Source organism: Archangium gephyra (assembly GCF_042230915.1).
Taxonomy (GTDB): domain Bacteria; phylum Myxococcota; class Myxococcia; order Myxococcales; family Myxococcaceae; genus Archangium; species Archangium gephyra_B.
On the sequence record NZ_CP102578.1, the window covers coordinates 2333368 to 2356225 of the forward strand.

Annotated in this window: 16 protein-coding genes; 6 read left to right on the plus strand and 10 right to left on the minus strand. The window is 68.1% G+C overall.

The genetic code is table 11. The annotated features are described in order from the left end of the window. Positions 1-33 precede the first annotated feature (33 nt). On the plus strand, positions 34-930 hold the full coding sequence (locus NR798_RS09310; protein ID WP_375771084.1) for a dienelactone hydrolase family protein: 897 nt from the start codon (positions 34-36) through the stop codon (positions 928-930). 25 nt (positions 931-955) lie between these two features. Here NR798_RS09310 and NR798_RS09315 read toward each other — a convergent pair whose 3' ends face one another. The 5 genes from NR798_RS09315 to NR798_RS09335 all read right to left on the minus strand — a co-directional run bounded on the left by NR798_RS09315 (position 956) and on the right by NR798_RS09335 (position 7997). Then, positions 956-1573, minus strand: coding sequence for an RDD family protein (locus NR798_RS09315; RefSeq protein WP_375771085.1), 618 nt, complete (start codon positions 1571-1573; stop codon positions 956-958). A 4-nt stretch (positions 1574-1577) separates the two neighbouring features. Continuing rightward, positions 1578-2354 carry a LytR/AlgR family response regulator transcription factor gene (locus NR798_RS09320; RefSeq protein WP_375771086.1) on the minus strand — a complete coding sequence of 259 codons (777 nt, stop codon included), beginning with the start codon at positions 2352-2354 and terminating at the stop codon, positions 1578-1580. Between the two features lie 253 nt (positions 2355-2607). Beyond that, entirely contained in the window at positions 2608-6081 is a 3474-nt protein-coding gene (locus NR798_RS09325) for an alpha/beta fold hydrolase (RefSeq protein ID WP_375771087.1), read from the minus strand. A 42-nt stretch (positions 6082-6123) separates the two neighbouring features. Next, the gene (locus NR798_RS09330; RefSeq protein WP_375771088.1) at positions 6124-7392 is read right to left on the minus strand and encodes a metallophosphoesterase; all 1269 of its coding nucleotides are present in this window, start codon (positions 7390-7392) and stop codon (positions 6124-6126) included. A gap of 113 nt (positions 7393-7505) precedes the next feature. After that, positions 7506-7997, minus strand: coding sequence for a hypothetical protein (locus NR798_RS09335; RefSeq protein WP_375771089.1), 492 nt, complete (start codon positions 7995-7997; stop codon positions 7506-7508). 258 nt (positions 7998-8255) lie between these two features. Here NR798_RS09335 and NR798_RS09340 point away from each other — a divergent pair, with 258 nt between their 5' ends. Both NR798_RS09340 and NR798_RS09345 read left to right on the plus strand, forming a co-directional pair. Next, a complete protein-coding gene (locus NR798_RS09340; RefSeq protein WP_375771090.1) occupies positions 8256-8771 on the plus strand; it encodes a hypothetical protein in 516 nt (171 codons plus the stop codon). 40 nt (positions 8772-8811) lie between these two features. Beyond that, a complete protein-coding gene (locus tag NR798_RS09345; RefSeq protein ID WP_375771091.1) occupies positions 8812-9918 on the plus strand; it encodes a hypothetical protein in 1107 nt (368 codons plus the stop codon). Between the two features lie 13 nt (positions 9919-9931). Here NR798_RS09345 and NR798_RS09350 read toward each other — a convergent pair whose 3' ends face one another. The 4 genes from NR798_RS09350 to NR798_RS09365 form a co-directional block, all read right to left on the minus strand. Further along, positions 9932-13567, minus strand: coding sequence for a diguanylate cyclase (locus NR798_RS09350; RefSeq protein WP_375771092.1), 3636 nt, complete (start codon positions 13565-13567; stop codon positions 9932-9934). 219 nt (positions 13568-13786) lie between these two features. Then, positions 13787-14473 (minus strand): ligase-associated DNA damage response endonuclease PdeM, encoded by a 687-nt coding sequence (gene pdeM, locus NR798_RS09355; RefSeq protein WP_375771093.1) that lies wholly within the window; start codon positions 14471-14473, stop codon positions 13787-13789. Further along, complete coding sequence (locus NR798_RS09360) at positions 14443-16959, minus strand: ligase-associated DNA damage response DEXH box helicase (RefSeq protein WP_375771094.1); 2517 nt, start codon at positions 16957-16959, stop codon at positions 14443-14445. The genes pdeM and NR798_RS09360 overlap by 31 nt, the downstream gene beginning before the upstream one ends. Beyond that, positions 16946-18541 (minus strand): ATP-dependent DNA ligase, encoded by a 1596-nt coding sequence (locus tag NR798_RS09365; RefSeq protein ID WP_375771095.1) that lies wholly within the window; start codon positions 18539-18541, stop codon positions 16946-16948. Before NR798_RS09365 ends, NR798_RS09360 begins: the two co-directional genes overlap by 14 nt. A gap of 137 nt (positions 18542-18678) precedes the next feature. Between NR798_RS09365 and NR798_RS09370 the strand changes: the two genes are divergently transcribed. Continuing rightward, on the plus strand, positions 18679-20325 hold the full coding sequence (locus NR798_RS09370) for a hypothetical protein (RefSeq protein WP_375771096.1): 1647 nt from the start codon (positions 18679-18681) through the stop codon (positions 20323-20325). A 198-nt stretch (positions 20326-20523) separates the two neighbouring features. Beyond that, the gene (locus NR798_RS09375; RefSeq protein WP_375771097.1) at positions 20524-20748 is read left to right on the plus strand and encodes a hypothetical protein; all 225 of its coding nucleotides are present in this window, start codon (positions 20524-20526) and stop codon (positions 20746-20748) included. A 12-nt stretch (positions 20749-20760) separates the two neighbouring features. Here NR798_RS09375 and NR798_RS09380 read toward each other — a convergent pair whose 3' ends face one another. Further along, complete coding sequence (locus tag NR798_RS09380) at positions 20761-21786, minus strand: ligase-associated DNA damage response exonuclease (protein WP_375771098.1); 1026 nt, start codon at positions 21784-21786, stop codon at positions 20761-20763. Positions 21787-21926: 140 nt separating this feature from the next. On the opposite strand from NR798_RS09380, the gene NR798_RS09385 reads away from it, so the two are divergent. Beyond that, positions 21927-22844 carry an RluA family pseudouridine synthase gene (locus NR798_RS09385; protein ID WP_375771099.1) on the plus strand — a complete coding sequence of 306 codons (918 nt, stop codon included), beginning with the start codon at positions 21927-21929 and terminating at the stop codon, positions 22842-22844. The last annotated feature ends 14 nt before the right edge of the window (positions 22845-22858 follow it).

Below are 22858 nucleotides of genomic sequence, written 5' to 3' on the forward strand. Positions count from 1 at the left end.
GGGCCCCACCCCCATCCCCGGGAGAGTCGAGTCATGAAGAAGTCCGTCGTGAGGCCGTGGATTGCCAGTCTGTCGCTCGCGGCCGTGCTGAGCGGGTGTCCCCAGCAGGAGGAGCCACCGAAGGCGGACCCGGTCCAGACACCGGTGGCCCGTCATTCCTACGTGTCCTTCGCGGCACTCGGGACGCCCACGCCGCTGCAGGTGGCGGGGCGGCTGAGCGTCCCCACGAACGCACAGGGCAAGGTGCCCGCGGTGGTGATTGCCCACGGTTCGGGCGGAGTGGACACCCGGGGCAGCTTCCACGCGCAGGCGCTGCACGAGGCGGGCATCGCCACGCTGGAGATCGACATGTGGGCCGCCCGGGGGCTGTCCGGAGGCGCGGAGGGGCGGCCGAGGGCCGTGGCCGAGACGCTGCCCGATGCCTGGGGGGCGCTGAAGTACCTGTCCGCGCACCCGTCCATCGATGCGTCGCGCATCGGCATCATGGGGTTCTCGTGGGGCGGGTTGATGTCCATGCTGAGCGCCACCCGGAAGTACGCCGCGGGCGCCGAGCCGGGACAGCGCTTCGTGGCGCACGCGCCGTTCTATCCGGTGTGCTGGGCCTACAACCACGTCCCCAGCTACGAGTTCGGTGAGCTCACGGGCTCCCCCATCTTCATCCAGGCGGGCGAGGCCGATCAGTATGACGATCCGGACTCGTGCCAGCGGCTGGTGGACAGCCTGTCGCCGGCGGATCGCGCCAACGTGTCGCTGACCGTCTACCCGGGGGCCACGCACGGGTGGGATCGGCTGGAGCCGGCCATCCAGATCACCGATCCGTACTCGCACACGGGGAAGGGCGGGCAGGTGGACATCGCCCCCTCTCCGGAGACGGCGGAGACGTCGCGGCGGGCCATGGTGGACTTCTTCCGGAGGAGCTTCGGCCTGTGACGCCTCGGGCGGACGGGCACCCGCCTCAGCGCAGGTGCCCGTTCACCACGACGACCTGGGTGTCGGCGAGGTGATCATGCAGGCAGCGGCGCCCGGTGGTGAGGACGAGGAGCGCGTTGGCGAGGCCGAAGAGCCCGAAGGTGGGCACGAGGAGGATGGCCGGCACGAGGTTGCGCAGGAGGATGAGCCGGCCCAGGTCGATGGGGCTCCCATCGGAGCGCACCACCTGGATGCCCAGCAGGCGTTTGCCGAGGCTCTGCCCCGTCGTGAGGAGCAGGTAGAGCTGCCAGGCCACCAGGCCCAGGGCGCCCACCATTCCCACCAGGACGAGGAGGCCCATGACGAGGGCCGACTCCTCCACGTCGCGTCCCACGCTCCACAGGCCTCCGACGAGGAGCGCGCCGAGCACCGGAAGGGCCGAGGCCACGCGGTCCACGAGCATGGCGGCGAGACGGGAGCCCGGAGAGGCCAGCTTCAGCTCCGGAGTGCAGCGCACGCAGTAGTCGCGGCGCGTGTCCGCCATCTGCTGGCACAGCTCGCAGGCATAGCTGCCGCACCGGGCGCAGATGATGACGGCGGGGCGCTCGGGGTGCGCGGCGCAGAGGGCACTCGGGGTGGGGATGAAGGGCTCGCCGGCGCTCAAGGCCTCAGGCTCCGGACTCGTCCTCGGTGCCGCGGCGCAGGCCGAGCATGCGGCGCAGCTCGCGGGCGGACTGGCGGCTCACCTCCACCGTGTGCCCCCGGGCGGTGCGAGCCAGGTACCCACCCGTCTCCAGCGGCTCCAGGCGGGTGACGTGGGCGAGGTTGACGAGGGCGCGGCGGTGCACGCGGTAGAAGCCCTCGGTGGGCAGCCGGTCCACCAGCTCCTGGAGGGTGAAGTCGGTGAGGTAGTCGCCCTGCGCGGTGAAGACGGTGACGAGCTCGTCCTCGAGCGTGGCGTGGGAGATGGTGCCAGGGTCCACGAGGACGATGCCCTGGCGGGTGGGGATGGGGAGGCGGGCCAGGGGCCGCGCGAGCTGCTCGATGGCGGAGCCCTTGCCCGGCTCGGGGGCCTTGGCGGCGAGCCGGAGGCGCACCCGCTCCAGGGCCTTCTGCAGCCGCGAGGCCTCGACGGGCTTGAGGACGTAGTCGACGGCGCCGTGCTCGAAGGCCTCGACGGCGTGGTCGGCGTGGGCGGTGACGAGGATGACGTGGGGGCCGCCCGCGGGCAGCAGGGCGAGCGCGTCCATGCCGCTGAGGCCGGGCATGTGGATGTCGAGCAGCACCACGTCCACTCCGCCGGCGCGAACGGCCTCGAGGACGGCCTCGCCATCGGCGGCCTCGCCGCACACGGAGACGTCAGGGAAGGCCGTCAGCAGGCGCGAGAGGCGCTTGCGGGCGACGAGCTCATCATCGGCGATGAGGACGGACAGGGGAGGGCTCACGGGAGCGGAGTCTAATCCCCTTCAAGCAGGTCCGCGAAGGTGGGCTCCTGGCAACAGCCGCCGGCAACCGCGGCCATTCCACCGCGGCCATTCCACCGCGGCCATTTCCCCTCTCCCCTCGGGAGAGGGACGGGGTGAGGGTATCGGGTGAACCCGGGTTGAACCCCTGGCCCCCACGGTGGGCCACGGGTTGAACCCCTGGCCCAGGTACCCTCACCCCGTCCTCTCCCGGAGGGAGAGGGAGCAATCAGGCTCAGGCCGCCACGGTCTTCTTCGCGGCCGCGACCGCCGGGACCACGCCCTGCTTCTTCTGAGGCACCTGGGTCTGGTCCAGGTGCTCGACGATGTGGCCGAAGACGTCCCGGGCGGCGTTCTTCCCGAAGATGCAGTCGATGTGACCGTACTCGGGGATGAGGACGCGCGAGTAGAGCGCCGAGCCGTTGACCTCGCTGAGCGCCTGCACCGTCTTCTCCGTGCTCTCCGGCAGGAAGCACTGGTTGCGGGCGCCGTGGATGAAGCGGATGGGGATGGCCATGCGATCCAGGTGCGGCACGTAGACGTTGTCGCCGTTGGCGTCCACCACTCGGCCCTGGTTCACCATGAGCGTCAGCCCCTCGAACGCCGTGATGGTGGCCTCGCCGAACAGCTCGTGCATGTACTGGTGCGTCATCGCGTTGAGCTGCTCGTGCCGGTAGAGCAGCGAGTAGAGGAAGCTGATGCGGTGGCACACCGCGCTGTCGCAGTGCTCGTCCTTGCCCACGGGGTAGGCGGCGAGGAGCTTGTCGTAGACGCGCTCGAGGGCGCCCTCGCCCTTGAGGGCGTTGGTGGTGAGCGACTTGACGCCCGTCATGCGCAGGAGCTGGGGCAGGTGCAGCGCCGACTTGATGGACACCATCGGCGGGGTCACCACGTGGGTGGAGATCTGCGAGCAGACCGCGGAGCGCACGCCCTGGAGGCCCGCGAGCATGGCCATGGTGAAGGTGGTGGAGCCGTAGCAGTGGGCCACGACCTGGATGTCCTGGGCGCCGGTCAGCTCGCGCACGCGGGCCACGGCCGCCGGCCAGTCCTTGGTGGCCACGTCATCGGCGGTGTACTGGGCCTTCGAGGCGGGCAGCAGGGTGCTGGAGCGGTAGTCCAGCAGCCACACGTCGTACCCGTGGGCGCAGAGGTACTCGAGCAGGTTGGTGTCGATGGTGTCCGTGGAGAAGATGCGGCTGGACACGCCCAGGCCGTGCGCGAGCATCACGGGCCCCTTGCTGCCGGCCTGGTAGCGCGAGAGCAGCAGGTCCACCCCGTCCGAGGTCTTGAAGCCGAACAGCTGGGGGGCCGGGGCGCGCAGCGGGCGGCGCTTGCGCGGCGGGGCATTCGGGTCGACGAAGTCCAACTGCCCGAGGAGCCCGCCGTAGTAGTCGTACAGGATGCCGGTGAAGTACTGGCCGAACTCCAGCGCCAGCTTGATGCGCTGCTCGGCGTTCTTCGCGTTGAAGACGTCCATGGTGGTGAGCTGGCGCATGAAGTCCTCGGGGGCGATCTTCAGCACGCCCCGGCCCAGCACCGCGCCCGACTCGTCCTTGCCCTCGTACACGGTGATGAAGAGGGTGGTGGTGTCGTGCCACATGTCCGCGATGGGCCGCTCCTTGATGACCTTGAACCCCTTGAAGAAGAAGGTGCGGCCATCATCCGCCGTCAGCAGCATCTGGTACTTCATCAGCCGGGTGTCGGCGGCGTTGGGATCCTGGACGAACAGGTTGAACACGCCCTGGGTGGCGGTGAGCGGCTTGTCGGAGAGCGTCGGCGCCTTCACCGTGCCCACCATCCGCGCGGCGTGGTCCGCCTCCTTCATCATCTTCTCGACGTCCTCCGAGATGATGGTGAGGGTGAACTGGAAGGGCGAGCCCAGCAGCTCGCCGCGCGTGGCGGCCTTCTCGTAGTTCTCGTCCTGGGCGGGCGAGAAGAAGCCCTTCATCGTCTCGGTGAAGCGGATGCCCGGCTTGCGCTGCTGGGGATCCACGGGGATGGGGCCCTTCTTCGAGTAGTCGATCGTCCAGCCGCGCTGCGCGGCGATCCGCATGCTGCAGCGCTCGGACAGCGCGGAGATGGTGAGTAGCGGATTGACGCCCAGCGAGGTGGGGACGACGGCGCCGTCACACACGTACAGCCCCTCGTGCGTCTGGTCCCCGGTGGTGGAGGAGAAGACCTTGTTCTCGTGGTTGACCACGCCCTGCTCGGCGCTGTCGGCCATGTTGCAGCCGCCCAGCGGGTGCACGGTGACGAGGCTCTTGCCGAGCAGCTCGCTCCAGATGGGATCCCGCGTGTAGATGCCGCTGAGCGCCTGGGTCGTCTGGACCAGGCGCTTGTCCACCTTCTCGAAGATGGGCCGCGAGCCCACGCCCGGCCAGGTGATGCGCAGCCGATCCTCCTCCAGCTTCATGGTGCCGCCGGGGCCCTGACCTTCGTGCCCCATCACCAGGAAGGTCTGCGTGTGCTTGACCGCGCCGTGGTAGGCGCCGTGGACCGCGCTGTCGAGCTTGCGGACCTCCTGCTCCACCGCCTGGCCGGGAGCGGTGTTGGTGCCGTTGAGGTCGGAGGCCGTGCCCAACATCGCGGGGAGGATCGGCGCCAGCGCGCCCGGGACGGCCCCCTCCTCGATGATGATGTCGTCCTCGAGCTTCTCCTGGTTGCGGATGTCGATGATGCCGGTGATGGTGGGACCGACGGGCCCCACCTCGGTCGGGGGCCGCATCCCGAACCCGATGCCGTGGATGGCCGTCTGGTTGTTGTAGGCGAAGCCCAGCACGTCACCGTTGCCGCTGAAGCCCTGGCCCAGCTTGTCCGACACGGGCAGGCCCTTCTCCTTGGAGCGCAGCAGGATTTCGGTGGAGCCCAGCGAGCCGGCCGCCAGCACCACGAGGTCCGCCGACACGGTCAGCAGCGGGGCGTCGAACTTCTCCCGGCCGGTGTCCAGCACCTGGAAATGGACGAGCCATTTGCCGTTGGTGCCGCGCTCGAGGTAGCGGACGCTGGTCTCGCAGAAGATCTCCGCGCCGTGCCGCCGGGCATCCGGCAGGTAGTTCATCAGCACCGTGTTCTTCGCGCCGACGTTGCAGCCGGAGCAGCAGTCGCCGCAGTTGTTGCAGGCCTTCTGGAACACGCCCGCGGCGTTCACCCCGTCCTCGAACGTCACGTTGATGGCGGTGCGGTAGAACTTCTGCCCCATGGCCTCGGCGGACTTCTGCATCGCCTCCAGCTTCTTCAGCTTGGGGTAGGAGTCCGGGTAGGGCCGGGGGTTCAGCATGGCCTCCGCGAGCGTGTAGCCGGCGTTGAGCGCCTCCAGCTTCTCGTCGCGCAGGGCCTTGGGCCAGCGGGAGTCCTCGAAGACGCGGGGCTCGGCGCGGATGGAGACGTTGGCGTTGATGAGCGAGGTGCCACCCAGGCCACAGCCCACCAGCACGTTCATGTCCGGGTTGACGTGGAGGTCGAACAGGCCCGTGCGCGAGCCCATGTGGCCGGCGGGCATGTCCATCTGCATCTCCTCGAGGGCCTCCGGCGTGGTGTCCGGGAACTCGCCGGGCTGGCGCTCGCGGCCGCGCTCCAGCACGCAGACGCTCTGGCCGGCGCGCGACAGGCGGGACGCCGTGATGGCGCCACCGTAGCCCGAGCCGATGACGACGACGGTGTAGTGGGGACGGAGGTCCTCGATGGGCGAGGCAAGGCGATTGGAATTCATGGAGACAGTCCTGAGGGAAGCGAAGGAGGGGTGGGGAAGGGGCTAGGCGGCGGGGGTGGAGATCCGCCCCGGACCGCTCATGTCGATGCTCTTGGGGGCGGTGAGCGGCAGGGGCGCCACGTGGTAGCTGCCCCCCTCGCCGGTCACGTACCGGGTGCTGACGATGAAGCGCCGCTCGGCTTCGTCGATCTCCACCTCGGTGAAGGTGCAGTAGCGGCGCTTGTCCTGGGCCTTCATGTCGGGCTCGGAAGGACAGCTGAACCCGCAGTTGGCGTAGAGGCTGTCGCCGAGGAAGAGCTGGTGCTCGTCCTCATCCACGGGCACGTGGGTGTGCCCCATCACCACCACCTTGTGCTGGCGCTGGGTGCCCAGCCGCTCGGCGAAGTGGACGAGGGAGTTGAGCGCATCCACCTCGGACAGGGCGAGCTCGCCGGCGAGGGCGCCATAGAGGTCCTTGGACTTGCTCGCCGTCTCCTCGAAGCTCTCGAGGACGGACGGATAGGCCTTCACCACGTCGGCGGCGGTCAGCCGCGTGCCATCGAGCATGGAGAAGGTCAGGTCGCTCTTCTGGCCGGTGAGCTCGAGCAGTGCACCCATCACCGAGCCCGAGAGGGAAACGCGCCCGAGCTTCAGCTCCTGGAGCAGCTGATGCAGGGCATCCTTGGCCAGGGGCCAGCCCGTCGGGTCGCCACTGCCGGGCAGGGAGGCCGCGGTGGAGCCCGGCGGCATCTTGGCGAGCTGCTGGACGGACCACAGCGCCGCCATGCGGGTGATGAAGTGCGCGAACGGGATGCCATTGCGCGGGTTCTGGATGAAGTCGGGCGCGTTGAGCAGCGAGTAGATGTGCCCGTGGGTGCAGACGATGCCGCCGCGCGCCGCGGGCGGCTCATACAGCGGCGTGCGCACGTGGTGGGGGGAGCGGCCCTGTTCGTCGCGGATGAGGGCCACGTCCTCGGCGGTCACCGACATGTCGTGGTTGCCCGCCACGTAGGTGACCCGGCCCTCGAGGGCGCTCAGCGCCGCGCCCAGCGCACCCGGGATCCGCTGTCCGTCCACCACCCCTCCGAAGATGCGGGGGTTGGCCGCGGCGATCTCCGCGAAGGTGGGCGGAGTCCGGGAGGGCTCGTAGGTCCACTGGTCCACGAGGTCACCCACCACCACCAGCTCCTGGATGGAGGCCGCCTGCTGCTGGATGTACTCGAAGGCGGCGAGCAGGTACGGCTCGTGGAGCGAGCGCTGGTACCAGTTCGTCGCGGCGTTGGTGCCGATGTGGATGTCACTGAAGAAGACGAGCTTCGGCCTCGGCGGCATGGACCCCCCTGTGGTCTCACCCGGCTGGTCTGGACCAGCGGAATGGGGCGGCATGCTACTGCAGGTGCGGGCGGGGGCGTATGAGGGGGCTCACACGGCGGCTGTGAACCCTGTCACAACCCACTGCGGGCCCGTAGCAGGATGTCCGCCACGCCCGTGAGGACGGGCTCGAGCGCGCTGCGCCGCACGCGTGTCGAGACCAGGAAGCGAAGCTGGAGCGTCTGGAAGCCAGGCAGGCGTCCAGAGCCGTTCAGGTACACGGGACAAGGACGGCCACGGCTGTACTCACGGAAGTGCTGCTCGGCCCCGGCGTCCGAGAGGGCGGGGTCCACGTCCTCGATGATGATCCCGTCAATCTCCTCGGACGGCTCGGCGAGACGGACGATCGGGACGCGCTGCTCGGTGGCCAGGCGAGCGAAGAAGGCGTCCAGTGCGGGGCGGGCGCTCGCGAGCCAGCGCTCATAGGGCAGGGAGGCCTCCCGGAAGTAGCGGCCGATCGCGGTGCCGTCATCGCCTGGAGGCGGCGCGTAGGACACGCGGATTCCGCTGCCGACGAAGAGGGAGTAGTACTCGCTGTCGAGCTGCGCTCCTGCCTCTCCGCTCATGGGCTTGCCTCCCAGGTGACGGTGGGGAGTCGAGCATGCTTCAGGTGGGGTGGGGAAGTGCAAGAGTCGCCAGGTTGCACTGCGGTCAGGGTCCCTCATGAGGAAGCGTGGAACCGCGGCTGCTCCACCGTGCGGTGCGCTTCTTCCAGGCCTACGAGAAGATGTTCTGGGACGCGATGATGGTGGAGGCGCGCACTCGATGAAGGCGAGCCGCTCTACAAGTTTCTACCCCCCTACGCATGGATCGGAGCTCCCGGAATGACCGAGCTGTTTCTCTCGAGGTGGCGATTCAGGGAGGTGCTTCTCTGCGCGTTATGGCTGGGAGCTGGGGGACTGAGCGGGTGCGTCGGTGGGCGCAATTCCGTTACCGGGCGAATCACTCCAGAACACTTCGAGTTCACGACGGTCGTCGAGGAAGAGCCAGGAGAACCGAGTGGATGGCGAGCGGTCTGCATCCACGCCCGCATCACCCAGGGCGACTCGGGAGCGACGACCGCGTGCAAGTTCGAGGTGGGCCTGCCTTTGTGCAACCGGAAGCAAGGGCGGATCTCGTTGGAGGACGCCCAAGAGGCAGCCGCGGAGATGGCGAACCGCGCCGTCTACCGGGTACTGTCCGAAGCCCATCCGGGAACCATGCTCGCCACACTGTGCAGGGACTTCAAGGACCTCTACGAAGTGCTGCTGGATGAGAAGTTCAAGGGAGCGAAAGTAGGAGAGTGCAAGACCCGAGGCGTGAAGGTCGTCCACTTCGACGCGCCCTACCATTGTGATTGATGGGCGAGCGAACCGAAGCCCTCCAAGAAACCGAGTCTGGATGAAGACGACACACGAGACCTACAAGGCCCTCACGGAGCCTCTCCTCATTGAGGCCGTCGGCCCCGATGGCATGAAGCGGCCCATTCATGCCTTCCCCAAGGTGCTCGGAAGCAAGGTTCTGGTTGTCAGTGGGTTGGAGGCATTCAGGCTGCATCTGCCCCACTTCCTCGGACAGCACCGTGGTGAAGACCTGTCGGACCCGGAGGCTGGCAGCTCGCTTCACGCGCTGTTCGACACGGAAGATGAGTCGCATGCGTCCGAGCTCGTTCGACGCGTGGCTCAGGACGAGATTCCTCGGAGATTCGGCAAGTACCTCGATGTGCTCCACGCCTTTGACGTCACGGTCCACCGAGAAACCCGGGCAATGAGCGTCGCCATGGAACTGACGCCGCACGGCGCCGAGAGGGTGTTGTGGAGCTTCGAGCTTCGTTTCCCACCGGGCGAGAAGCAGGAGCGCCTTCCCTCCCAGGTGCTTCAAAGCTCACAGGCGATGAACGACCCCAGGGCCGCGGAGTTGATCCGCATCGCCCATCAGTTCTACCCGGTGGGCTTCCCGTCCTGGGAAGACGATCACGATGAGTCCGTGCTGGCCTATCAGCGGACGCCTGAGCATCAACGATGGGAAGCCGCGTGGGCGGAGGCCCTGCGGTGGAAGCAGTGGGCATCCCTCATGGATGACCTTCGAGTCGCCTTTCCCGATGGGAAAATGGGTAGCCTGACGCCTGCGTACCATACGGCCTGCAGGTTCTGCTGTTTGTACTTGGAGCAGGCCCTTCCGGATGGCAGTCAACTCGTCACTCGCGTAGCAGGTGCCGTCAGTGTCCTCGCTCCGCTGTACCTCGTCTACACCACGACGCAGTTGCACCGGCTGGACGAGACCTCTACCCGGCCGCAACTCTCCTTCGAGGTCGAGCCGACTCGTTGGACCAGGCCCTACGAAGATAAGATGGCTCGCCACATCGAGCGGGTGTTTGGCTATCGGCCATTCCCTCTCGACATGGCTGACGTGCCATTACCGGACCTTCGTGTTGGCGAGGTCTACGGGCAGCCCACGCTCCTCAGCGCTCTCCTTGCGGAGCGGAACGGTCTGGTGAACCTGCCTTGAGCACGGAGTCTGATTACAGATTAGTCCTCGGACGTTGCTGGCACACTGTGGCGAACTCTCGTACGCGAGTAACGAGTGGCTCTCCATGCTCCGCATAGGTTAGGAGTTCCAATGGAAGCCCTTGCAGCCGAGTACGCATGCGGTCGCGCTCGGCCTCACGCACGAGCACATAGTGAGGGCCCCCGGCTCCCCGGAACGTCTCCTCTAGCCATCGAAGTTGATCGCCGAAGGTCGTATCCTCGAAGCTGAAACCGACGAAGAGCAGCGTGTGCGACGCAAGCAGGTGACGCAATGAGGTGAGCGCTGCCTCGTAATGTGCGCCTCTCACATCATTAGTTGAATAGAGGCGGTTGTAGCCGTCGGGCGTGAGAATCAGGTTCGCTGCGTTCTCGATCGTGCCATGCAGATGCCAGATCGTCGGGTAGTCGAGGTCATCACGCAGGAGCCTCACCAACTCAGCGGGCGCCTCGATGTCCCAGGAGCGCAGGTTGGCCCACTCGGGGCATGACCATTTCAGGACGCGGTCATAGTTCGTCGTGACCACGAGCTTGCTGCCGAACTCCCAGATGGCGCGCGGTAACGCGAGGCTCTCCTCCAGCGCGCGGCTGCGGGGTGGATCGAATACTTCGCGGAGCACTTTGTACCAGTTGGGGCCAAGGCCCTCTCGCGCGGCGCGGGCAGCATCGAGGTAGTTCGGTACCCTCTTCGACAGTGCGCCCCGCACTGCCATGGCGTCGCCCGTGAGTCCGTCCTCGTCCAACCACTTCGCCACCAATTCGAGCAAGGCCCCCCAACTCGGAAAGAGGCGCGTACCCGGTTGTGTTGCGTCGACCACCGCCATCGACACACCCGCGCCGACGAAAGGGATGACCCGCCCGGTTGCGAGTGCCGCACGCAGTGCCGCGGGAATGGGAGGGGTCGTCGGCGCGGCGGTGGTGGGCAGCGGAGGGGCGGGCTGGGCGCTCAAAGGCGCTGCCACAGTTGGGCCGGGCGCGAACGGAGGACTTGAGGACGGCACAACCGCTCGGAAAGAGAGCGTCTTCGCGGCGGTGGGCGAAGACACGGCGACCGGTGAGGCCGTGGGCAAGGCGGGTATGGCCGGCTGCGGCTCGGACGGAGGGGGCGACGCGAGCATGGTCGTGGACGGGAGGTTGTCCCTTTGGGGGACCGCTTTGACGGCCTCGAAGAAAAGCCGGGTCCGTGAGTCGAAGGGGATGCGGATCGCGGCCTTGTGGTTGGAGGTGACGCCTCGGACTCGAGCCTCGGCCCCCTTGGGACCAAACCAGAGTCCTTCAGCCAGGAACACCTCTACTCGGCCGCAGCTCTCGCACGTTCGTGCAGCCACGACCGGAGCAAGGCACAGTGGAGCACGGCCCTGGATGATGAGATAGCACCAGTCGCGCGCTAGACGTGCTTCAAGGCTCTCGTGGCCGATGGGAAAATGTTCGGTGACTCCCTGGTGGCCGTAGAGCGCATAACGGACGCTGTCATCATCCGATTCGAGCGACTCAATTTCGGCCACGCTGACGAGACGTGCGTGCTTGAGCGGCTCAAGGAGCCTAAGGAATTCATCGAGCAGCTTCCCGAACACCTCTTCCTGCTCGCGATACGCCTCGTCGGCCAGCGTGATGCCCTGTCCGATGAGGCGGTCCCGCTCGTGGACGGCTTCACGTAGCTGTTCCGACAGAGCGGAGCGTTGGCCATCATTCCGCACCAGGCTCCGCAGCGCACCTATTACGGGCTCATTCGATTGCTTGGGAAGGAGTGCGGCTAGCTGAATGGCCAGATCCTCCCAGGTGTCCAGAGTGAGCGGTCGGTCAGAATGGTTGGCGATCAGGCTCGCGGCCTTTTCGCGGGCCTCTGCATGCTCGCTCTCGCGCAGCAATGCGAGTTCCAGGGCTACTACGAAGCGCAGCGACGACTCCAACGCATCCACGATGGCCTTGAAGCGAGTGAACGCCGTGCGCTGGGCGAGGACGAGCGCACGCGGCGCGGCCAGGGGAAATGGCAGAGCCGAACGCGCATCCTGCAAGACCGTGCGCCCCGCATCGTCCAAGAGCTGGACCGCGAGACGATCCAGACCACGCTCCCCCGTGGCTACGACGGAGTCCGGAGGCAGGACCGCTGTACGTAGTGAGCGAGCCAGTCTTCCACTGACAGCATCCGGAACAGGCCGCGCTGCCCATGCGATCCTGACCGCATCGATGACGCTACGGGCTCGATCTTCATGCCCTCTCACTTCGAGAGCCGCGAGGATGTAGCGGTCTCGCCAACTCCCGAGGAGATCCGCGGGGCCAATGGCTTTTTCGATCTCCTGCTCCAGCTCGAAAGTCCACTCCTCGAAGCCTGATGAGCCCAGGAGATCGATGATGGTGCGCTCGTCGGCCACCTCGAAGGCGAGCACGGGACCTGGAGGGGACCTGTCGAGGTTGCGTCGCACAAGTGCCATTCCGTCGATTGGACGACGGGGTTCACGCACCAGCCGGACTGGTCCCGGGGGCGTATCCGCCGAGCCCAATTTCAGCGAGGCGGGAGGGCTTGAACTCGGGTTGAGCGTGGCAACAACCCGGTTACGTCCAGTCTTCTTGGCGATGTAGAGGTTGGCGTCCGCAACCTTGATGAGTTGCAGGGGCTCCACCATGTCCGGAGTCATGCTCGTCATCCCCAGCGACACGGTGACCGGAATCTCCTGATTCTCGAAGACGAACTGCTTTTTCTCGATCGTCTGGCGGATTTTCTCTGCAGAGATGCGGACCCTGTCCACTCCGTCCTCGGGTACCACCAGCACGAACTCCTCGCCGCCATAGCGTGCGAAGCACTGCTCCTTTCGCACCATCCGCTTGATGGTCTGGGCCAGTTCGCGCAGCACGTAGTCACCGGCCAGGTGCCCGTGCACGTCGTTGATCTTCTTGAAGAAGTCGATGTCGAACATCATCAGCGTCAGGGGACGCTCGAATCGATGGCACCGCCCCATCTCCCTCTCCAGATACTCGAGGAAGTAGCGCTTGTTGTTTGCTCCGGTGAGCCCATCCACGATCGTCAGTGTGTAGATGGTCTCGTGGTACTGCAGCTCCACGTTGCCGCCGGTGAGGAATTTGAAGATGGACCCTCCCATCTTGATGAGATCGCCCGAGCGCAGCGCCGTCTCCTGCGTCACCTCCTGATCGTTGAGGTAGGTGCCGTTGGTGGAGCCCAGGTCCTTCACCAGCATCCGCCCCTGCTTGCGGATGATCATCGCGTGCCTGCGCGACACGTTATCGAGGTCCACCACGATGTGGTTTCCCTCTTCCCGCCCGATGGTGAACTCGGTTTCCTGGAGCGTGTACTTCTTGCCCAACTCCGGTCCGTGGATCTGCACGATGCAGCATTCCGCGTCGACCGAGGCCTCCAGTTCCTTGATCGAGGAGATCTTGGAGTATCTGGTGGGGTCGGCATGGGTTTTATCAACGTGAGCTTGGCTCGATGAAACCTGAGCAGCGCTCTTTGCTTCCTTCGAGCGGGATGGTGATGGAGCAGGTTTCTCTTCAATCTTGGTTTCAGCAGTGCCCTGGAGCCCAGTTGCTGTGGCTTTCGCTGCCGCGTCGGGAAGAGCGAGTCGACCGACGAGCGTCGCATCTTTGGGATCGACCCTGAGCGGTGATTCCACCATGTCCCGATTTGGCGACTCCCCCATCATCCTTTGCGCAAGGGAATGCGCCTGCTGGTCACTGGCAGCCACCTCACCGGTCCCGCCTTCCGCTGGTCTGCTCTCTGTTTCCGCCATTCGTGGCGATTATGCCTGTTCCACAGGGGGCGAAGAAGGGACCCATCCCCTCCAGAGTGCCATGTCCAGTGTACGCGTAGGGGCGGGTGGGGTACTCCAGCGGGTTCATCGGCTCCGTGCGCCACGGGCCGAGCGCGGCGGAGGCACTTCCACCACGGAGTCCCCGGCGATGGCGAAGAGGCGCTCGCCCGCGCGGGGCCGGATGTCCATGCCTCCGGTGAAGGCGCTGAAGGCGGGTAGCACGCCCACGCCCTCGCCCAGGTGGAAACACGGCAGGCGCAGCCGATCCGCCCCAGTGCTCAGGCGCACGGTGGGATGCAGGTGGCCGGCCCAGACGTAGTGCCCCCGGGCGGGCTCCGGGTGGTGCGCGAAGCGGAAGGGGCCCTCGTCGAGGTGCGGCTCCAACATCTCCATCCGCCACGCGGTGGGCAGTGCATCCAGGTGCCGGTCATGGTTGCCCCGTATCAGCACCATCTCCACTTCATGGCCCGTGCGCCAGTCGGCCACGCGCCGCACCACCTCGGGCGTGAGGCCCCGGCGCGAGTGGACGAGGTCCCCCACCAGCAGCAGCCGGCGGGCCCTGGTGGCATGCAGGGCCGCGGAGAGCCGCGCGAGGTCGTCTTCCAGCACCTCGGGGGGCAGGGGAATGCCGTGCTGGTGGAAGCTCTCCGGCTTGCCCCAGTGCAGGTCCGCCACCGCCAGCACGCCGCCCCCGGGCCAGTACAGGGCGCGCTCGGGGCGCAGCTCCACCTCGGTGCCGCCTAGGCGGACAGGGAGTCCTCGCGCAGCCATCGCTCCTTCATCCGCTCCACCCGCTCCGCCAGCGACTCGTTGGACAGGGTGGCGCCCATGCGCTCGACGACGAGCGGGAAGCCCAGCGGCGTGGGCCGTGGGACGTGAATGCACTCCAGCGGCGAGCCCTCCAAGCGCTCCAGCGTGCTCACCAGCCGCACCTGCTCGAAGTGCTGCTCCAACACCTCGCGCCGCGCCTGGGCGAGCAGCAGGTGGTCCGGCTCGTAGCGGGCGAAGACGTCATAGAGGAGGCCCGCGCTGGCCTGCACCTGTCGGGTGGACTTGCGCGCCCCGGGCAGCCCCGGCAGCACCAGCCCCGCCACGCGCGCCACGTCGCGGAACTGGCGCCGCGCCAGCTCGCCCAGGTTGACGCTCTCGAGGATGTCCTCCACCAGCCGCTCGCGCGTGAAGAGCGCGGGACGCAGCGCCTCCTCGAAGGGGAAGGGCGAGGGCGTGAGCAGCTCCAGGCCGTAGTCGTTCACCGCGAGGCTGAAGGTGGCCTTCTGCAGCCGCGTGAGGCGCAGGGCCAGCAGCGCGGCGAGGCCCTCGTGCACCAGGCGGCCCTCGAAGGGGTAGAGGAAGAGGTGGTGGCCCTCGCGGGTCTGGTACAGCTCGGCGAGGCAGGCGTCGCGCGCGGGCACCCGGGACAGGCGGGCCTGGGCCTCCAGCACGGGCCGGGCCGCTTCGAGCTCGGCGCTGTCGAGCTGTCCGTTCCGGGCGGCGTGGAAGGTCCGGCGCACGGCGGCGGCGAGCGAGCCGGACAGTGGCAGCCGTCCGCCGCTCCAGCGGGGCGTGGCCGAGGCGCGCTCCTTCGCGGCCCGTACGTAGGCGGTGAGGTCCTTCATGAGGCGGAACTCGAGCCGCTTGCCGGCGAAGAGGAAGGTGTCGCCGGGCCGCAGGCGGCTCACGAAGGACTCCTCCACGGTGCCGAGCCGGGCGCCCTTCAGGTAGCGCAGCTCCACCGAGGCGTTGGAGGCGATGGTGCCCACGTTGAGGCGGTGGAGCCGGGCCACGCGCGTGTCCGCCACCACGTACCGGTCCTCCAGCCGCTGCACGCGGCGGAACTGCGGGTAGGCGCGCAGGGTGGGGCCGCCCTCCGTCACCAGCACGAGGGTTCGATCGAAGTCCTCCTCGGAGAGCCCCTGGTAGGCGAGCGTGTCACGCACCTCGGCGAGCAGGGTGTCGCGGGTGAAGCCGCCGCCGAGCGCGCAGGTGACGAGGTGCTGGGCGAGCACATCCAACGGTTGGCGGAGGGGCGCGCGCGGCTCCACCTCGCAGTGGGCGAGTGCCTCGCGGGCGGCGCTCATCTCCACGAGCTCGAGGGCATGGGTGGGGACGAAGAGGAGGTGGGCGGTGGCGCCGGGGCGGTGGGCGCTGCGGCCGGCGCGCTGGAGGGTGCGGGCGATGCCCTTGGGGCTGCCCACCTGCACCACGCGCTCCACGGGGCCAAAGTCCACTCCGAGATCCAACGAGGAGGTGGCGACGACGAGGCGCACGCTGCCGTCCTTGAGTCCCTGCTCCACGCGCTCGCGGGCCTCGCGATCGATGGAGCCGTGGTGGAGGGCGAGCACGTCCTCCCACTCGGGGTGGAGGAAGCGGAGGCCCTCGTACCAGCGCTCGGCCTGGGAGCGGGTGTTGGTGAAGAGGAGGGTGGAGCGGGCGGGGTCGAGCCAGTCTGCCACCTTGCGCAGCATGGAGAAGCCCAGGTGTCCGGCCCATGGGAAGGCATCGACGGAGTCGGGCAGCAGGGTCTCGACGCGGACGGGGCGGGCGAGCCCGGCGCGGATGAAGGTGGGCGTGATGTGGGGGCCCACGGCGGCGCGGGCGGCCTCGTCGAGGTTGGCGAGGGTGGCGGAGAGGGCCCAGGTGCGCAGGGCGGGCGCGAAGCGGCGCAACCGGGCGAGGGCGAGCTCCACCTGGGTGCCACGCTTGGAGCCGAGCAGCTCGTGCCACTCGTCGACGATGACGCAGCGCAGGGAGGCGAAGAGCTCGTGCGCGCGCTCGTTGCACAAGAGGAGCGAGAGGGACTCGGGAGTGGTGATGAGGACTTCGGGGAGGCGCTCGCGCTGGCGGCGGCGCACGGACGAGGAGGTGTCGCCGGTGCGGCTCTCCACGGTGATGTCGGCGTCGAGCGCGGCGAGGGGCGCGTTCAGCGCGAGCTCGATGTCCCGGGAGACGGCGCGAAGCGGGGTGACATAGAGGATCTGCAGCCCCTTCTGGCGATGACGAGCGACCTCGGCCAGGGGCCCGAGATAGGCGGCATAGGTCTTCCCGGCGCCGGTGGGGACGTGGATGAGGCCGCTCTGCCCGCGGGAGTACGCCTCCCAGGCCTCGAGCTGAAAGGGGAACGGCTCCCATCCCTGTTCCCGGAACCACGAGCGCAACGCGTCATCCGGGGTTGAACCCTCTCCCTTTGGGAGAGGGACGGGGTGAGGGTCTACGCGGAGACCCGTGCCGCTGCTCCGTGAGCGTCTACGCGGGGGCATGGAGCAGCTCCTTGAGGCGGTCGAGCGAATCCGCGTCACGCGGGGTCTTGTCCGAGCGCCAGCGGGCGATGCGAGGGAAGCGCAGGGCAATCCCGGACTTGTGGCGGGGCGAGGCGGCGATGCCCTCGAAGTGGAGCTCGAAGACCTGGAGGGGCTCGACGGAGCGGACGGGGCCGAACTTCTCGCGGGTATGCGCGCGGATCCACCGGTCGAGCCGGGCGATCTCCTCGTCCGTGAGGCCCGAGTACGCCTTGGCGATGGGGAGCAGCTCCTCGCCATTCCACACGGCGAACGTGTAGTCCGTGTAGAGCGAGGCGCGCCGCCCGTGGCCGGGATGCGCGTAGAGCAGGATGGCATCGACGGTGAAGGGATCGATCTTCCACTTCCACCAGTCCCCGCGCTTGCGGCCGTGCTGGTAGGGGGACTCGAGGCGCTTGAGCATGAAGCCCTCGACGTTGCGCGAGCGCGACTCGTGCCGGGCCTCGGCGAGGGCCTCCCACGTGGGAGCCGCGATGACGGGGGAAACGGGGAACAGGGGCCGGTCGCGCAGCAGTGCCTCCAGGCGTGCGCGGCGCTCGCGCAGGGGGAGCGGGCGGAGGTCCTGTCCGTCCTGCTCGAGGAGGTCGTACGCCATGAAGGCGGCGGGAGCCTCGGCGAGCACCTTGGCGGTGAGCTTCTGGCGTCCGATGCGGCGCTGGAGGCGGCTGAAGGGGAGGGGCTGTCCCTCGGCGTAGGCGAGCACCTCGCCATCGAGCACGGTGCCATCGGGGAGGCTGGCGGCGGCCTCGGCGATCTCCGGGAAGCGCTCGGTGATGAGCTCCTCGCCGCGGCTCCACAGGTAAACGCCGCCCTGGCGGCGGATGAGCTGGCCGCGGATGCCATCCCACTTCCACTCGACGAGCCAGTCCGCGCGCTCGCCGAGCTGGGCGGGGGGCTGCTCCAGGGGGCTGGCGAGATAGAAGGGATAGGGGCGCGAGCGGTCCCCATCGGAGACATCCGGGGCGATGAGCTGCTCGAAGAAGGCGCGGGAGGGGGCCCAGGTGCCCATGAGCCGGTGGGACACGGCGGCCGGAGGCAGTCCGGCGTGCTGGGCCAGGGCGCGGACCACGAGCGTGTCGGAGACGCCGACGCGCAGCTCGCCGGTGAGCATCTTGTTGAAGAGGAACAGCTCGCGGCGGGGGAGCACGTGCCACCAGCCGGTGACGCGCTCTCGCTGCTCGGGGAGAGAGAGCCCGGCGAGGGGCAGCAGCCGCTCCTCCAACCAGCGGGACAGGGGCAGCTCCTCGGTGGTGGCGGGGCGCTCGGTCTGGTCGAGCAGGAGGGCGATGACCTCGGCGAGGTCGCCTACGACGGCGTACGTCTCGTCGAAGAGCCACTCGGGGGTGTCGGTCAGCTCGCGGACCCACTGGCGCAGGGCCTTGGAGGGGATGAGCCGCTTGAGGCGGCGGCCGGTGAGGAAGAAGAGGCCCCACGCGGCATCCTCGGGGGGCGTGTCGCGGAAGTAAGCCACCAGCGCCTCGACCTTGGCGTTGGTGGAGGTGGTGGCGTCGAGCGCCTCGTAGAGGTCCGCGAGCCGGTGCACGGGTCAGTCCTCCGTCTCGCCGTTCGAGCCGTTCATTGACCTCTCTTGATAACGAGCAGGTGACGGTGCGGCCAGAAGGGGGGCGGGAAGGCAGGGGCCCGGCTGCTAGACTGTGCTCCGGCTGAAGAGGAGCGCACATGACGATTCGGTCGAAGAGGGGCACGGGCCAGAAGTACTCGGGGCGTGCCCCGGCCAGGCAAGGCCCGCCCCTTCAAGTGCCTGGCGAGTACTTCAAGCTCGTTCCCCAGGGCGCGGCGCTGGCCGTCGTCAGGGTCGGACCCGATCAGCGCCAGTGTCCCTCCGGCGAGGTTCTCACCCGCCAGCAGCTCGAGGAGTTGCTGTGGCGGAACTCCATCCCGACAGTGACGAGCTCGGCCCTGTCGGGGTACCTCAACAGCCTGCACTCCCTGCCTGGCTTCGAGAGTCATGCCCCAGGCCCGTTCTCGTTGAACCCGGGCATGACCCCGCTCTCACGGAGCGACTGGCGCGGAAACCTCGGTGAGCTGTCGGCTCAGCGCGGCGGGATGATTCCCCAGCAGGATCTCAATGCCGTGCGCCACAATCACCCCATCTTCGATCTGCGCGACTACCGAGGTGGCTTGAACTCGGTGAAGACGAGCGTGCGCTCGGCCGATGCCAGGGGAGACCCGTTCGAGACCTACCTGCGGGGGCTGCGGGACATCGTGGGGCTGCGCCCCGAGACCTACGAGAGGGCGCGAGCGGTCCTGTATCCGGAGATCCCCGCAGCCGAGGGCCGCGCCCTGATGCTGCGCAACGGCTACGTCTCCGTGAACGAGGACCACGTCGAATCGTTCCGGGCCGCGCTGCGCAACCCCGACAATTACCGCAAGCCATCCTACCGGGAGGTCGCGGACAAGCTCCTGGAGATGGAGCCGGTGCGGATTGGCGGAACGGTGTACCGCGCCTACCAGAACCTGGAGAACACGCGCAGGGGCACGGGAACTCCGGCCGAGGTGCGCCAGCAGGCCGAATCCGCGCTCTCGTCATTGAGGGAGAAGATCGCCAGCCGTGTCCGGGGCAACGGCATCACCACTCCTCATCTCGTCAACCTGGAGCGGTTCCGGCAGCAGGTGGCCACTGCCAATCCCCACATGACACCCGCGGAGGTCAATCGCTGGGTCTTCCCGGAGCTCCTCATGGTGGCGAGGCATGGGGGAGGGATGCGCGGAAACGCCGTTGCCTCTGGTATCGCGGGTGGTCGTAGCGCGGCGGGTGGCGCCATGGTGTCTGTCGCTTTTGAAGGCGGTTGGCTTTTCTATGAAATGTTCGATGGGCAGGAGCCCGTCGTAGCGCCGAGACTGGTGAAGGCAGTAACCGCGGGAGGGACGTCAGGCCTGGTAGGTGGAGCCACCCAGAACCTCGTCACGGCGAATGCAGGCAGTGCCGTAGCGCACAAACTCGTTGGACAGGGAGTGAGTGCCCGGTTGGCGACAGGTACAGGCCGGGCCGTCGGTGGATTCGCAGGAGGCGCGTTGGCCGCACCGGTCTTCACGATGACCTCGCTCGCGCTCGACGGTGAGGAGCACAGTCGTGCGGACTATGTCGCGACAGGGACGCGGGCCTTTGTCTCTGGCGGCCTTGGTTCCGCTGTCGCGGCGGGTGTCGTGGGTGCCATCTGGGGCTCCGAGGTCCCATTCTTGGGAAATGCCGTGGGATTCATCATCGGTTTCGCCGGGTACTATCTCGTAGACGCACTGACCGGTGAGCAGGTGGAACAGGGCGTCCGCCGTAACCTGGACGGCCCGCCAGGGGGTAGACGTTGAGAGTAGGGTGAATGTGTGGAGAGAATCGCCGTGAGGAAACGCATCCCGTTGTGGTTGCTCGGATTGATGGTGTGGCTCTTCACCTTTGGAGCCGCCTCGGGCGTTCTTCTCTACCGGAGTATCAGCACAGGTCGTCCGAGGAAAATCGACTGGCCGGGCTTGGCATTGATCACGATCGGTCCGGCGGGATTGGCCGTGATGATTGTCCAGCGCCTCCGGGCGCAACCGACTCCCGAGCAACGGGCCGCGCTCTCGGCGATCTTCGCGGCGGGACCCGGCACCATCGGTGCTGTCGTCGTGACGAGGAATGGAGTCCCCGAGGTCCTCGCGACCGTGCGCAGCAAGGAGGAGTACCTGCAGCTCGCGGGCTCGGGCCAGCTGCCTCATGACCACCTCGTCTTCCTGCCCGACGACATCATCTGAGCACCGTACGCCTCAGTCCTCCGTCTCGCCTTCGAACGGAGTGGCGAGCGGTGCGGCGTCGATGCCCAGGTTCTCGCGCAGGTAGCGGGCGAGCGTGTCACTGGAGCCATGGGTGACGAGGATGCGCGAGGCACCCGTCTCCTTCGCGGTGCGCAGCAGTCCCGGCCAGTCCGCGTGGTCGGAGAGCACGAAGCCCCGGTCGTAGCCCCGGCGGCGCCGGTTGCCCCGCACCCGCATCCACCCCGAGGCGAAGCCCGTCTCGTGCTCGCCGAAGCGCCGCATCCACGTGGAGCCGGCGGCGCTGGGCGGCGCCAGCACGAGCGCTCCCGCATACGAGGTGCCCTTCTCCACCTCGGACACCGGGCGCGTGGGGAGCATCCGCACGCCGGCCTCGCGGTAGCACTCCACCAGCGCGTGCGTGGCGCCGTGCACAAACACCTCGCGGTCCGTGAGCCGGGCCAGCTCGGCCAGCAGCCGCTGCGCCTTGCCCAGCGCGTAGCAGAAGAGCACCGAGGCCCGGCCCGCCTCGCGGTTGCCGTCCCACCAGCGCAGCACCTCCTGCGCGACGAGCCGCGTGTCTTCCCAGCGGTAGATGGGCAGCGCGAAGGTGGCCTCGGTGATGAAGGTGTCGCAGCGCACGGGCTCGAAGGGCGGGCACGTCGGATCCGGGTCGCGCTTGTAGTCGCCGGACACCACCCACACCTCGCCCCGGTGCTCGATGCGGATCTGCGCGCTGCCCAGGATGTGGCCCGCCGGGTGGAAGCTGACCGTCACCTCACCGAGCGGCAGCCGCTCGCCATAGCCGAGCGTGGAGATGTTCGCCTCCGCTCCCAGGCGCTTGCGCAGCAGGCCGACGGAGGGACTCGCGCCGAGGTAGCGCTGACTCCCCCAGCGGGCATGGTCCCCGTGCGCGTGGGTGATGAGGGCGCGGGCCACGGGCTTCCAGGGGTCGATGTGGAAGTTCCCCGGCGGGCAGAAGAGTCCATCGGGAGTCACCGTCACGAGCGGTGGCCTGTCGAGCACGGGGGAGACGTTCATCCGGCTTCTGGGATAACGCTCACGGGGCGGTGCGGCCACGGGGCGGCCTGGAGGGCCGTGGCCTCCTCACCTGCTTGCTCTGCGGACGGAAGAGGGTCTCGTAGTAAGAGGTTGGCTCCACGAGGGTGGGAGGTGACGGCATGCGGCTCAACCAGGGCTACGCCTACCGCGAACAGCTGGGAGCCCGGGGGCGGGGACAGAGCACGCTCTCCTATCTGATCAAGACGTACCCGCACTCCACGGAAGCGGTGTGGCGGGAGCGGCTCGCCCGGGGCGAGGTCCTGCTGGAGGACGTCCCCGCGACGGGCGAGGAGCTCCTGCGGCCCGGCCAATGGCTCGTCTGGAACCGGCCTCCCTGGGAGGAGCAGGATGCGCCGCGCGACTATTCGCTCGTGCACGAGGACGAGGCGATCCTCGCGGTCCTCAAGCCGAGCGGACTGCCGATGATGCCGGGCGGGAACTTTCTCGCCAACACCTTGCTGGGCGTCGTCCGGGAGCGCTTCCCGGAGGCGAGCCCCCTGCACCGGCTGGGACGCGGCACCTCGGGGCTCGTGCTCTTCGCTCGCACGCACGACGCGGCGGCGAAGCTGTCACGCGCCTGGCGCGAGCACGAGGTGGACAAGCGCTACCGGGCGCTCTCGAGCGGCGTGGCCACCGAGGAGCGCTACGACATCACGGCGCCCATTGGCCTGGTGGCGCACCCTCGTCTGGGCATGACCCATGGGGCGACTCCCGGTGGCAAGGCCTCCCGGAGCCTGGCGCGCGTGCTCGAGCGGCGCACGGCGACCACCCTCTTCGAGGTCGACATCCTCTCAGGCCGGCCCCAGCAGATCCGCATCCACCTGGCCGCCATCGGTCATCCCCTCGAAGGCGATCCCCTCTACGCCGCCGGGGGCATCCCTCTCGCCGAGCAGCCGGGACTGCCTGGAGACCTCGGCTACCTGCTCCACGCGGAGCGCCTGGGCTTCGTGCATCCGCTCTCGGGGGAGCGCCTGGAACTGCACGCCCCCGTGCCGCACGAGCTGCTCGAGGAGCGCGAGAGCCCGCTCCCCCCCTGAGCGCCTCCTCACCT

What these genes read in the sequence shown, in the direction of transcription:
- NR798_RS09310 (WP_375771084.1), top strand. Translation starts at nt 34, where the DNA reads ATGAAGAAGTCCGTCGTGAGGCCGTGGATTGCCAGTCTGTCGCTCGCG.
- NR798_RS09325 (WP_375771087.1), bottom strand. Translation starts at nt 6,081, where the DNA reads ATGAATTCCAATCGCCTTGCCTCGCCCATCGAGGACCTCCGTCCCCAC.
- NR798_RS09330 (WP_375771088.1), bottom strand. Translation starts at nt 7,392, where the DNA reads ATGCCGCCGAGGCCGAAGCTCGTCTTCTTCAGTGACATCCACATCGGC.
- NR798_RS09335 (WP_375771089.1), bottom strand. Translation starts at nt 7,997, where the DNA reads ATGAGCGGAGAGGCAGGAGCGCAGCTCGACAGCGAGTACTACTCCCTC.
- NR798_RS09340 (WP_375771090.1), top strand. Translation starts at nt 8,256, where the DNA reads ATGACCGAGCTGTTTCTCTCGAGGTGGCGATTCAGGGAGGTGCTTCTC.
- NR798_RS09345 (WP_375771091.1), top strand. Translation starts at nt 8,812, where the DNA reads ATGAAGACGACACACGAGACCTACAAGGCCCTCACGGAGCCTCTCCTC.
- NR798_RS09350 (WP_375771092.1), bottom strand. Translation starts at nt 13,567, where the DNA reads ATGGTGGAATCACCGCTCAGGGTCGATCCCAAAGATGCGACGCTCGTC.
- pdeM (WP_375771093.1), bottom strand. Translation starts at nt 14,473, where the DNA reads ATGGCTGCGCGAGGACTCCCTGTCCGCCTAGGCGGCACCGAGGTGGAG.
- NR798_RS09360 (WP_375771094.1), bottom strand. Translation starts at nt 16,959, where the DNA reads ATGCCCCCGCGTAGACGCTCACGGAGCAGCGGCACGGGTCTCCGCGTA.
- NR798_RS09370 (WP_375771096.1), top strand. Translation starts at nt 18,679, where the DNA reads ATGACGATTCGGTCGAAGAGGGGCACGGGCCAGAAGTACTCGGGGCGT.
- NR798_RS09375 (WP_375771097.1), top strand. Translation starts at nt 20,524, where the DNA reads ATGATTGTCCAGCGCCTCCGGGCGCAACCGACTCCCGAGCAACGGGCC.
- NR798_RS09380 (WP_375771098.1), bottom strand. Translation starts at nt 21,786, where the DNA reads ATGAACGTCTCCCCCGTGCTCGACAGGCCACCGCTCGTGACGGTGACT.
- NR798_RS09385 (WP_375771099.1), top strand. Translation starts at nt 21,927, where the DNA reads ATGCGGCTCAACCAGGGCTACGCCTACCGCGAACAGCTGGGAGCCCGG.